The following is an 11,917-nucleotide window of genomic DNA, read 5'->3' as shown; positions in this document are numbered from 1 at the left end:
CAAAAACGCTGGGTTACTTCGTGTATTTCGCGAGCACGACGCGCGAGAACGAGTTCATGAACTGCTCGACGCGCTCGAAGCCGCCCGCGTCCTGTGCGAATACCGACAGGCTGTCGATCAGATGCGTGAGCAGGAAGATCAGGTCTTCCTTGGGCGTGTCGCGCTTGAGCTCGCCGCTGCGGCTCGCGTGCGCGACCGCGAACTCCACCGCGCCGTGAATTTCCGTGGTGAAGCCCGCGAGCGCGGCGCGCGCTTCGTCGGTGAGGACGTCGCTTTCGAGGCGCAGCCGGCCGATCAGACTCCACGGCTTGCGCGTCTTGCCGTTCGGGTTGTACTTGCGAAAGAGATTGCGGTTGAAGGCGATTTCCGCCTGCACCTTGTCCTGCAAGGACATGGTTTCGTCGAGCCAGATTTTCTTCTGACCTTCCGTTGCGCCGGCCACGTAATCCTTCACCACTTCCTCGACAAGGCTGTTCTTGTTGCCGAAGTGATAGTGGATGTTGGTCGTCGTGATGCCGAGTTCCTTCGCGATCACGCCGAACGTCGTCTTGTGATAACCGTGCGCGATCAAGAGCCGTTTGGCCACGTCCTTGATGCTGTCGTACATGGAAGACCGCTGCCGGGTCGCCGGCGCCGTCTTGTCGGTTTTCGCGGTCTTCTCGGTCTGACTCAAGGTTTTCCCTCGGTGAGGATCGGTGTGGTGACTCAGCCTCATACGGGGCGAAGCAACGGCCGATTTTACACGACCCCTGCCGGCCAGCCGCGTTCCTGCGTGTTCTTCGAGCGTCTCTGCGTCCGCTGTGCCGCCTCGCATTTTTGCCTCCTCAAAATTCCCGTTGCGCAACGTTCGGGATTGATGTTAATGTCCGCTCAAGCTACTTACTAGTAAGTAAGTATAAGGGAAAACGAGAAGGGGACACGACTGCTGCGGCAGTCGGCAAACAAGGAGGCGCGATGCAGGAACAGATACTGATGCGCAGGCACGGCGCGGTGGCGGAGATCATCATCAACCGGCCGGAAAAGATGAACGCGATCACGCCCGGGATGACGCAGACGCTCGCCGGCATCCGGCAGGAGGTTGAGCGCGACGAGACGGTGCGCGTCGTGCTGCTGCGCGGCGAAGGCGACCGCGCGTTCAGCGCGGGCAGCGACCTGCATTCGCTCAAGACGTACCAGAGCGCGTGGGAATTCCGCGCGCGCACCGATTACGCGATGGTCGTGCGCGAATTCACGAAGCCCGTCGTCGCCGCACTGAAAGGCTGGGTGCTCGGAGGCGGACTGGAAATGATGCTCGGCGCCGATATCCGCGTGGCCGGCCGCAGCGCGAAGTTCGGCGCACCCGAAGTGCTGCGCGGCTGGGTGGGCGGCGGCGGCGCGTCGCAGATGCTGCCGCGTCTCGTCGGCTACGGACAGGCGATGCGCCTGCTTTTGACCGCCGACACCATCGATGCGGACGAGGCGCGCGGTATCGGCCTAGTCGAGATCGTGGTGGACGACGAAGCCGTCGTCGATCACGCCATGTCGCTGTGCCGCAAGATGGCCGGGTACAGCCCGATCGCGACGCAGTCCGTGAAGGCGGCGGTGCGCGCGGCGCTCTCGATGAGCGTGGACCAGGGCATCCGCTACGAGAACGAGCTGACCTCGCTCTGCTTCGCATCGGGCAATTACGAGGAGGGCGCCAGCGCGTTCGGCAATCGCGGCCGGACCTGATTCGAAGGACCGGCACGATCAGCGGCGAAACCGTCAACGGATGCCGCGGCCTTCGAGCGCGCGGCATCGCACAGAGATCAGACAAGAGAAGCAGGAGACAGCGCCATGCAACCAGCACTCGCGCGGGCAGACCGCAGGAACATCCGGCGCGCCGTATTCGCGTCCACGCTCGGCACCATCATCGAATGGTACGACTATGGACTTTATGCGGCGGCATCGGGCCTCATCATCAACAAGCTGTTCTTTCCGCATCTGTCGTCGCTGGCGGGCACGCTCGCCGCATTCGCGACGTTCGCTGTGGGCTTCATCATCCGGCCGCTGGGCGGCATCGTCATTTCGCATATCGGCGATAAATACGGCCGCAAGCCAGCGCTCGTCTTCTGCGTGACGATCATGGGCGCGGCGACCGTCGGCCTCGGTTTATTGCCGACATGGCAGCAGGCAGGCATTCTCGCGCCGATCCTGCTCGTGCTCCTGCGCATGATGCAGGGCTTCGGCGCGGGCGCGGAACTCGCGGGCGCGATCACGCTGATCGCCGAATACACGCCGCCGAGCCGCCGCGCATTCTTCACGTCGATCCCGAACGCCGCGACCAACTTCGGCGTGATGATCGCGATCGCCACGTTCCTGATGATCTCGTACGTGCCCGAGGACATTCTCTTTTCGTGGGTGTGGCGCGTGCCGTTCCTGCTGTCGCTCGCGCTGTTCGGCGTCGCCATCTACATCCGCTCGAAACTCGACGAGACGCCGGAATACGTCGCCGCGATGGAGAAGGCAAGCGAAAAAGCCAAGGCCGGCAAAGTGCCCGTGGCCGAACTGTTCCGCAATAGCCGGCGCGAACTGCTGTGCGGCTTCTTCGCGATGGGCGGCCATCAGGCGCTGTCCTACGTGCTCAACACCTTCGCGCTCAGCTATATGACGAACACCGTTGGCATGGCGAAGGCGGACAGTCTCGTCGTGCTCATCATCGCGCTCGGCTTTTCGCTCTTCTGCGCGCCCGTCGGCGGCATGCTCGCGGACAAGTACGGCAGCGGCAATGTGTTCGCCGCCGGCGCGATGATCGCGCTCGCGCTCGTGTGGCCGCTCTTTCATGCGATCGATTCGAAGGATGTCGTGCTCGCCACCATCGCGATGAGCGCGGTGTACGGCATCAGTTGGGGCTGCACGTGCGGCGCGCAGGGCGCGTTCCTCTCCAACCTCTTTCCGACGCAGTACCGCTTCTCCGGCATCGCCATGTGCCGCGAGTTTTCGGGCGCGTTCATCGGCGGGCCGACGCCTTTCATCGCGACGGTGCTCGTCGCCTATGCCGACGGCAAGCCAACCTACGTGATGCTGTACCTCGCCGCGTTCTGCCTGTTCACGTTGATCGCCGCGCTGCTCGGCAAGCATCTTTCGCGTCATCGCGACGACGAACAGGTATTCGCGGAATCGCGCTCGGCGGCATAGCGGCGGCACGCATCGACACACACAGAAAACACCGGAGCACACGACATGCAAATTTTGACCGCCGACCAGGCTGCATCCCTCCTGAAGGACGGCGACACGTTGATGATCGGAGGATCGGGAAGCGGACACGCCGTGCCCGAATCGCTCATCGAGGCGCTCGAGCGCCGCTTTCTCGCGGAGGGCGCGCCGCGCCGGATCACGTCGGTGCATCCGGTCGGTCTCGGCGATCGCGGCGAGCGCGGCGCATCGCGGCTCGCGCATGCGGGTCTGCTCAAGCGCGTCGTGTGCGGCACGCTGGTCGATTCGCCCGCGCTCGCGGAGATGGCGCTGAACAAGGAAGTCGAAGCGTGGACGCTGCCGCAGGGTGCGCTGTCGCAACTCACGCGCGAAATGGCGGCGGGACGGCCGGGGCTCGTGAGCCACGTCGGGCTGCATACCTTCGTCGATCCGCGCAACGGCGGCGGCCTGCAAGGCGCGCCGAGCGACGACCAACTCGTCAGCCTCATCGAGATCGAAGGGCGCGAGTGGCTGTTCTACAAGCCTTTCGAAGTCGATGTCGCGTTTCTGCGCGGCACGACTGCCGACGAAGACGGCAACGTATCGATGGAACACGAAGCCGTGTTCGCCGACATGCTTTCGATGGCGCAAGCGACGCGGCGCAACGGCGGCATTGTGATCGTGCAGGTCAAGCGGCTCGCGCGGCGCGGCACGCTGCCCGCCAAGACGGTGAAGATTCCCGGCATGCTGGTGGATGCGGTGGTCGTCGAGCCCGATCAGCCGGTGACGTATCAGACCGCCTACGATCCCGCCTTCACCGGCGAGCTGCGCATTCCGCTCGGCGGTTTTCCGCGCCTGCCGCTCGACGAACGCAAGATCATCGCACGGCGTCTCGCGATGGAACTGCGCGTCGGCGCTGTGTGCAACGTGGGTTCGGGCGTGTGCACGGGCATCGGACTCGTCGCGGCGGAAGAAGACGTGCTGCATCACATCGTGCTGACCAACGAGCAAGGGCTGATCGGCGGCGCGCCTGCCGCGGGTCTGGACGCGGGCGCGGCGCGCAACTACAGCGCCATCGTCGACATGCCCTATCAGTTCGATTTCTACGATGGCGGCGGCATCGACATCGCGTTTCTTTCCGCCGTGGAAATCGATGCGCAGGGCAGCGTGAACATCAGCCGCTTCGCGAACAAGCTGATCGGCGTGGGCGGGTTCATCAACATCAGCCAGAACGCGCGCAAGATGGTGTTCGGCGGCACGTTCACGGCGGGCAGCCTGCAAGTGGCGTGCGAAGGCGGGCAGTTGCAGATTCTCAAGGAAGGCGCGCACCGCAAGTTCGTGTCGAAGCTGCAGCAGGTGTCGTACAGCGGGCCCTACGCGCAGGAACGCAGTCAGACGACGCTCTTCGTCACCGAGCGCGCGGTGTTTCGCGCCATCGAAGGTGCGCTGGAACTGATCGAGATCGCGCCGGGCATCGATCTCGAACGCGACGTGCTCGCGCACATGGCGTTCCGTCCGGTCATCTCGCCCAATCTCAAGCTGATGGACGAACGCCTGTTCCGTCCCGAGCCGATGCGCCTCGCCGCCACGATGGACGCGCAGCCGTGGCCTCGTCATGCCCGCCTTGCTGGTTTCGCGGAGGGACAGCGGTGACGCAGCCAGCCACGCGCAAGCATCGGATCGGCGGGGCGACGCGCTTGTTCGGCATCGTCGGCAATCCGGTGACGCAGGTGAAAACGCCGCAACTGATGAACGCGCTGTTCGAGGCGGGCGGCATCGATGCGGTCTGCCTGCCGTTCGATGTTCCCGTCAACGTGTTCGAGCCGGCCGTCGCCGGGCTTCAGGCGCTCGGCAATGTGGACGGGCTCGTCGTCACGGTGCCGCACAAGGTGCGCGCCATGTCGATGGTCGATGAAGTCTCCGACACCGCCCGGCGCGTCGGCGCGATCAACGTCATGCGCGAGCGTCCCGACGGAACCTGGTTCGGCGACATGTTCGACGGCGCCGGCCTCGTGCTGGGCCTCATGCGCATCGGTTTCGAAGTGCGCGGCAAGCATGTGAAGCAGCTCGGCGCGGGCGGCGCGGGCGCGGCGGTCGCGCATGCGCTGGCCGAAGCGGGCGCGGCGAGCATCGCGCTTGCCGATCCGCAGCGCAAATTGCCCGAGCAACTGGCGGCGCGGCTGAACCGGTTCTATCCGGACTGTCCGGCGAGCGTCGATCTCGATCCGGCGAATCTCGCGGGCATCGACCTGCTCGTCAACTGCTCGCCGGTCGGCATGCGGCCGGGCGACGGCATGCCCGCGGCGTTCGGCGCGTTTTCGCCGGCGCTTCAAGTGGTCGACATCATCATGACGCCCGCCGAAACCCCGCTGCTCGAACATGCGCGGCAGTGCGGCTGCCGCGCGACCAACGGCCGGCCGATGATCGAAGGACAACTCGCGGCGTTCGCGACGTTCTTCGGCATCGACATGCCCGCCTCGTTTTCCTGTTTCTCCGACGAGCCTGCCTAAAGCGCCACCACCAGTCACCACCATCATGCAAATCGTTCTTCCGGCCGCTTCCGGCCAGTTCGACACCTACACGCTCAAGGGCGACCCGATCGGCGGCGCGCCGGCGGGCGCGGCGTTCAACCGCATCGCGTACTCGGCCGCGCACGTCGTCGCCGATCCTCATCGCAGCGGTGAGCTGAATCAGCCCGCCGCGCTCGACTGGCCGCGCACCATCGAGTACCGGCGCTATCTGATCGGGCAGGGCCTCGGCATTGCCGAAGCAATGGACACCGCGCAGCGCGGCATGGGTCTGTCGTGGGAAATCGCGCTCGAACTCGTGCAGCGCACGATGGCCGAAACGTGCGACATGCCGCACGCGCTGATCGCATCGGGCTGCGGCACCGATCATCTTCCCGCGCACGCGGCGACATCGTGCGATGACGTGATCCGCGCCTACGCGATGCAGCTCGACGCCATCCAGCGCACCGGCAGCCGCGTGATCCTGATGGCGAGCCGCGCGCTTGCACGCGTGGCGCGGCATCGCGACGACTATCTGCGCGTCTACCGCGAAGTGCTCGCGATGTGCGAACAGCCCGTGATCCTGCACTGGCTCGGCGACATGTTCGATCCCGAGCTGAAAGGCTACTGGGGCAGCGACGATCTCGACGAAGCCGCCGATGCCTGCCTCGCGGTGATTGCAGAGAACGCGCGCAAGATCGACGGCATCAAGATCTCGCTGCTCGACGATGCGCGCGAGATCGCGTTCCGCCGCCGTCTGCCCGAGGGCGTGAAGATGTACACGGGCGACGATTTCAACTATCCGCTCCTCATCAAGGGCGATGAAGCGGGCTTCTCTCACGCGCTACTCGGCATCTTCGATGCGATCGCGCCCGCCGCGTCGCAGGCCCTCGCCGCGCTCGCAAGCGGCGATATCGGGCGATACGAGCGCGTACTCGAACCCACGGTCGCGCTCTCCCGGCACATATTTCGCGCGCCGACACAGTACTACAAGACGGGCGTCGTCTTTCTCGCGTACCTGAACGGATTCCAGCCGCACTTCTTCATGCCGGGCGGCCATCACGGCGCGCGTCCGCCGCTCTATCTCGCGGACGTGTTCCGTCTCGCCGATGCAGCGAACCTCCTGCGCGATCCGGAACTCGCGGTGCATCGGATGCGCCTCGTCATGCAGACCTTCGGCCTGTGACGACGCAAGGGAGCTCGAAATGGTTTCACTGAAACGATGCGCGATCAATACCGCGACGCTCGGACATCGCGAATCGCTCGATGTGACGCTGGAGCGCATCGCGCGCGCGGGCTTCGGCGGCGTCGCACCGTGGCGGCACGAGGTCGAGGCGCTCGGCGCGCAAGCGGTCGCGCGCCAGCTTCGCGCGCTGCAACTCACGGTCACCGGCTATTGCCGCTCCACGTATCTGACGAGCGCGACGCCAGCGGATCGGCGTGCGAGCATCGACAGCAATATCGCGGCGCTGCACGATGCCGCCGAACTCGGCGCGCGCTGTTTCGTGCTCGTCGTGGGCGGCGTGAGTGCGAACGGCCGCGATCTCGCAGGCGCGCGCGCTCAGGTCGACGAGGGCATCGCGCGTCTGCTCGACGAGGCGCGCAAGCTGAACATGCCGCTCGCCATCGAGCCTTTGCATCCGATGTACGCGGCGGATCGGTCGGTTGTCAACACGATCGGGCAGGCGCTCGCGATATGCGAACGCATCGCGCCAGACGATCCGTCGATGCTCGGCATCGCCATCGACGTGTATCACTGCTGGTGGGATCCGCTGCTGTCGGCGTCGATCGCGGCGGCGGGCTGCGCACGGCGGATTCTCGCGTATCACGTGTGCGACTGGCACGCCGACACGAAGGACATGTTGATGGATCGCGGCATGATGGGCGATGGCGTTATCGACCTGGCGGGCTTCCGGCGCGAGATGGAAGACGCGGGCTACGACGGCATGATGGAAGTCGAAATCTTTTCGCGCGACCGTTGGTGGAAGGTCGCGCCGGACGAAGTGCTGGCCGTCTGCGCGCAGCGCCTGCAATCGGTTTGCTGACGACAACCTATACACAAGAGACGAGAGACATGACACAGGACACGACACAGGAAATCATCGAAGATGCACGCACGGGACGTCTGCTTCCGGCGGGCAAATACGACCTCAACGACATCGAACCGGGCGATCACTACCTCACCTCGGGGATGACAGTCACCGAGTCGCACGTCGTCAACTACGCGGGTGTATCGGGCGATCTGTACGACCTGCATATGGACGATGTCGCCGCGCAGGAAGCGGGCTTTCCCGGGCGCATCGCGCATGGACTGCTCGGACTCGCGCTCGCCGACGGCCTGAAGACGCGCAGCGACGTCCGCTTCAGCGCACTCGCGACACTGAGCTGGAACTGGGCGTTTCGCGCGCCGCTGATGATCGGCGATCGCATTCAGGTGCGTATCGAAGTCGTCGAAAAGCGCGTGACCAAGCGAACCGATCGCGGCATCGCGACGTTGAAGCTGACCGTGCTGAACCAGCACGGCGCGGTGCTTCAGGACGGGCAGACGCTGTTGCTGATGACGAATCGCGACTGACGAATCGCGCGATCAGAACCGGTCTGCACGGAACGGCCGCGGGTCAACGACCGGACGCTCGCCGGTCATCATCTCCGCGATGATCCGTCCGGTGAGGGGCCGAGCGTGAGCCCGTGATGTGCGTGACCGAAGGCGAACCACAGATTCGCATGGCGCGGCGCCGGACCGATGACGAGCATCATGTCGGGCGTGCACGGCCGGCGTCCGAGCCACGGTTGCGCATCGAGGCGCTCGCCGAGCGGGAACGTTTCGCGGGCGAAAGGCTCGACTGCCGCGAGTTGCACGGGCGTCTTCGGCGAATCCCTGAGACCGATTTCGACGCCTGTCGTCAGGCGGATGCCGGGTGTCATCGGCGTGATGACGTAACCGACTTCGGCATCGAGCACAGGCTGATTCAGCGTTGCGCCGGGCTGCGCCGCATCGTGCATGTGATAGCCGCGTTTTGACTTGGAGCGGAAGGCGATAGCCCAGCTTGGCGATCACATCGCTCGACCACGGTCCCATCGCGACGACGGCCTGTTTCGCCGATACGACGCCCGATGCGGTCGTCACACGCCACGCTTGGCGGCACCGTATTGACCGGCGATGCATCGAGCCTCGAAAGCGCGGCGCGTTCGTCGATTTTTTCCGTCGGAGATTCGCGGCGACCTGCTGGTCGGTGAAGACGTCAGGGAGGAACGCGGGCACCCTGGCCTCCTGTAGCGGACGATTCGACGAATCTGAATCAGATTCTAACCTCGCCGTGGACAAGGCTTCGGCCCCGGCAGCGCCACGCAGGTAATCGGACTTTGTTACAAGTCTTACCGCCGCTGTGCGGCAGTTTTACCGAAGATTTTTCGTAAGCCGCGGTTATACTCGGCCCGTCTCAAAAACAATCATCCGAACTATGTCAAAGCGAAACATTCGACTCGTTGCAATCGCAGCGCTCACCGCTGCTGCGTCGGTTTCGGCGATGGCCGGCGACATGAACAATGCGCTCGGCGGCGCGCTCGGCGGCGTAGCCGGCGCGGCGCTGGGCGGCGCGGTGGGCGGCAGCACGGGCGCGGTGCTCGGCGGGGCGGTGGGTGGTGGCGCCGGCGGCGCGGTCACGTCGAACCGTCGCGAGCGCACGGGCGCGATCATCGGCGGCGCGCTCGGCGGCGGTGCGGGCACGGCGGCAGGCAACGCCATGGGCGGCCGCGGCGGCGGTCTGATCGGCGCGGCGCTCGGCGGCGGCGCGGGCGCGGCATTGGGCGGCAATGTTTCGCGCTCGAATTCGTACGCGGACGACTACAGCCGCGGCTATAACGGCCGTCGCGGCAAGCATCACAAGCATCATCGCCACGACTGACGTTCACGCGTCGGCATGCTGTCTGCGCGCGCCTTTCATGGCATCGAGCACGGTCCTTGAATGCGATGGATGCGCGCAATGATCACGTACGTCGCACAGGCGCCGCTTTCGGCGTCCGCGCGCTCGCGCGCCGCTTCGCCGGCCCGAGCGCGCATCCAAACGCGAAGCGACGCGTCCTCACCCTGCGCGTGTGCGTCGACTAAGGCTTCAAAACCACCTTGATGCACCCGTCCTGCTTATCGCGGAAGGTTTCGTACATCTGCGGTCCGTCCGCCAGATTCATCCGGTGCGTGATGACGAAGGACGGATCGATCTGTCCTTCTTCGATGCGCTTGAGCAAGTCGTCGCTCCACCGATTGACGTGCGTTTGCCCCATGCGCCAGGTGAGCCCTTTGTTCATCGCCGCGCCGAACGGAATCTTGTCGATCAGTCCGCCATACACGCCCGGCACCGAGAGCACGCCCGCCGGACGGCACACGTAGATCATCTCGCGCAGCACATGCGGCCGGTCGGTTTCGAGCATGACGGCCTGCTTGATTCGATCGTAGATGCCGTCGAACGAGCGCGTCGCGTGCGACTCCATGCCGACGGCATCGATACACTTCTCGGGGCCTTTGCCTCGTGTCAGATCGCGCAAGCGGTCGAGCACGCTTTCGTCCTTGAAGTTGATCGGGATCGCGCCCGCCGCTTGCGCCATCGCAAGCCGTTCGGGAACGTGATCGATGACGATGACCTGTCTCGCCCCGAGCAATATCGCGCTGCGGATCGCCATCTGCCCGACGGGGCCGGCGCCCCAGATCGCGACGGTGTCGGTCGGTTCGATTTCGCAATTGATCGCGGCCTGCCATCCGGTCGGGAAGATGTCGCCGAGAAAGAGCACCTGTTCGTCGGAGAGGCCATCGGGAATCTTGATATGGGTCTTGTCCGCGAACGGCACGCGCACGTATTCGGCCTGTCCGCCCGCGTAGCCGCCTGTGAGATGCGTGTATCCGAAGAGGCCGGCCGTCGTATGACCGAAGAGTTTGTCGGCGGCGTCTTTATTCCGGTTCGAGCGTTCGCAAACGGAGAAATTGCCCCGCTTGCATTGATCGCATTCGCCGCAGATGATCGTGAACGGAACCACGACTCGATCGCCCACTTTGAGGGCGGTGTTGTCACGGCCGACTTCGACCACTTCGCCCATGAATTCGTGACCCATCACATCGCCCGATTCCATGCCGGGCATGAAGCCATCGAACAGATGGAGGTCCGAGCCGCAGATCGCGCAAGTCGATACCTTGATGATCGCATCGCGGCCGTGCTCGATCATGGGGTCCGGAACGGTGTCGTAACGGATGTCTTTCTTGCCATGCCAGATGAGTGCCTTCAAGGTCGCCTCCTGCGGATTGATCTGATCGTCGGATAAGTGCGTCGTCGCTGCCATTCGACTTGCGCAACGCGTGTTCCCGCCGAGGCATGACACATGCACATATACGCTTTAACCGTTCCTCCGACATCAAGGACAAAAGCGCGATGCCAACGGTATGGCTGACCTCTTCCGGCGTCTGACGGCAGGCGTCTATATGATCGGCGTGGCGGACGGTGCAACGAGGAACGCGTTCACGGCGAGTTCGGTCATGCAGGTTTCGTTTGACCCGCTGCTCGTTGCGATCGCAATCAATCCGGCGCTTGCGTCCTATCCGATACTGCAACGAGGGCGCGCGTTCTCCATCAACGTGCTGCGTTCGGATCAGCAGACGTTGGCCGCGTACTTCTGGACACAATCGGGCCGCACGATCGACAAGCTGTCGTCGATGCCTTGGAAAACCGGCCGAAGCGGCGCGCCGATACTGCCCGACGCGCTGGCGTATTTCGACTGTCAGGCTATCGGCGATATCGAAGCCGGGCATCATCGGCTCGTGACAGGCAGCGTGATCGACGGTGCGATCCGTTCTCCCGAAGCGCAGCCGTTGATCTATGCCGCGACGGGAGATCTGGACGGAGCGCGCCGCTGTACGCCAAGTCGTTCAACGAATCGAAGTAGAAGTTACGCTTGCGGCGGTTGTCCGTTGGCGGCGCTCAGGCCGCCGTCTACCGGCAGATTAACTCCGGTGACGAAGCGCGCGTCGTCGCTGGCGAGGAAGGCAATCACCGCTGCGATATCGTCAGGTTTCGCTGCGCGGCCAAGCGGAATGCGCTCGCGAAACTTCGCCATCAATTGCTCGTCGCCGAGCATGTCTTGCGTGAGATCGGTTTCGGTCAGGCTCGGGCATACCGCATTGACGCGCACGCCATCGCGCACTTAGGTACCAGGTATTCGCTCACGGCACTCATGATCGGTTCGCGCATCGATAACGGCTCGAGCGGCGCTGC

At 64.5% G+C, this 11,917-nt stretch carries 10 protein-coding genes and 3 pseudogenes; 9 read left to right on the top strand and 4 right to left on the bottom strand.

The window, feature by feature from the left end; all coding sequences use genetic code 11:
- Positions 1–13 precede the first annotated feature (13 nt).
- Complete coding sequence (locus tag AWB76_RS31980) at positions 14–673, bottom strand: TetR/AcrR family transcriptional regulator (RefSeq protein WP_082852788.1); 660 nt, start codon at positions 671–673, stop codon at positions 14–16.
- Positions 674–954: 281 nt separating this feature from the next.
- Here AWB76_RS31980 and AWB76_RS31975 point away from each other — a divergent pair, with 281 nt between their 5' ends.
- The 7 genes from AWB76_RS31975 (at position 955) to AWB76_RS31945 (ending at position 8,235) form a co-directional block, all read left to right on the top strand.
- Positions 955–1,710, top strand: a complete 756-nt coding sequence (locus AWB76_RS31975) for an enoyl-CoA hydratase/isomerase family protein (RefSeq protein WP_061164118.1) — start codon at positions 955–957, stop codon at positions 1,708–1,710.
- Positions 1,711–1,815: 105 nt separating this feature from the next.
- Positions 1,816–3,156, top strand: coding sequence for an MFS transporter (locus AWB76_RS31970; RefSeq protein ID WP_061164117.1), 1,341 nt, complete (start codon positions 1,816–1,818; stop codon positions 3,154–3,156).
- A 45-nt stretch (positions 3,157–3,201) separates the two neighbouring features.
- On the top strand, positions 3,202–4,806 hold the full coding sequence (locus AWB76_RS31965; protein ID WP_061164116.1) for an acyl CoA:acetate/3-ketoacid CoA transferase: 1,605 nt from the start codon (positions 3,202–3,204) through the stop codon (positions 4,804–4,806).
- Positions 4,803–5,663, top strand: a complete 861-nt coding sequence (locus AWB76_RS31960; RefSeq protein ID WP_061164115.1) for a shikimate dehydrogenase family protein — start codon at positions 4,803–4,805, stop codon at positions 5,661–5,663. Before AWB76_RS31965 ends, AWB76_RS31960 begins: the two co-directional genes overlap by 4 nt.
- 25 nt (positions 5,664–5,688) lie before the next feature.
- Complete coding sequence (locus tag AWB76_RS31955) at positions 5,689–6,846, top strand: dihydrodipicolinate synthase family protein (RefSeq protein ID WP_061164114.1); 1,158 nt, start codon at positions 5,689–5,691, stop codon at positions 6,844–6,846.
- Positions 6,847–6,865: 19 nt separating this feature from the next.
- Positions 6,866–7,705: a sugar phosphate isomerase/epimerase family protein gene (locus AWB76_RS31950; RefSeq protein WP_061164113.1), complete on the top strand. Its 840-nt coding sequence runs from the start codon at positions 6,866–6,868 to the stop codon at positions 7,703–7,705.
- Positions 7,706–7,734: 29 nt separating this feature from the next.
- Positions 7,735–8,235 (top strand): MaoC family dehydratase, encoded by a 501-nt coding sequence (locus tag AWB76_RS31945; protein ID WP_061164112.1) that lies wholly within the window; start codon positions 7,735–7,737, stop codon positions 8,233–8,235.
- A 12-nt stretch (positions 8,236–8,247) separates the two neighbouring features.
- Here the strand turns inward: AWB76_RS31945 and AWB76_RS31940 are convergent.
- A pseudogene (locus AWB76_RS31940) lies at positions 8,248–8,793 on the bottom strand (NAD(P)/FAD-dependent oxidoreductase); the annotation flags it as partial.
- 328 nt (positions 8,794–9,121) lie between these two features.
- Between AWB76_RS31940 and AWB76_RS31935 the strand changes: the two are divergent.
- Positions 9,122–9,565, top strand: a complete 444-nt coding sequence (locus AWB76_RS31935) for a hypothetical protein (protein ID WP_061164111.1) — start codon at positions 9,122–9,124, stop codon at positions 9,563–9,565.
- 199 nt (positions 9,566–9,764) lie between these two features.
- Here the strand turns inward: AWB76_RS31935 and AWB76_RS31930 are convergent, their stop codons facing one another.
- Positions 9,765–10,934, bottom strand: coding sequence for a zinc-dependent alcohol dehydrogenase (locus tag AWB76_RS31930; protein WP_061164171.1), 1,170 nt, complete (start codon positions 10,932–10,934; stop codon positions 9,765–9,767).
- Positions 10,935–11,088: 154 nt separating this feature from the next.
- Here AWB76_RS31930 and AWB76_RS39605 point away from each other — a divergent pair.
- Positions 11,089–11,469, top strand: a pseudogene (locus tag AWB76_RS39605) (flavin reductase family protein); the annotation flags it as partial.
- A gap of 122 nt (positions 11,470–11,591) precedes the next feature.
- Here the strand turns inward: AWB76_RS39605 and AWB76_RS39600 are convergent.
- A pseudogene (locus tag AWB76_RS39600) lies at positions 11,592–11,843 on the bottom strand (SDR family oxidoreductase); the annotation flags it as partial.
- Positions 11,844–11,917: the final 74 nt, after the last annotated feature.

This window comes from Caballeronia temeraria (assembly GCF_001544795.2).
GTDB lineage: Bacteria > Pseudomonadota > Gammaproteobacteria > Burkholderiales > Burkholderiaceae > Caballeronia > Caballeronia temeraria.
The sequence above is the reverse complement of the archived record's forward strand: the minus strand, read 5'-3'. Positions and strand labels throughout refer to the sequence as shown.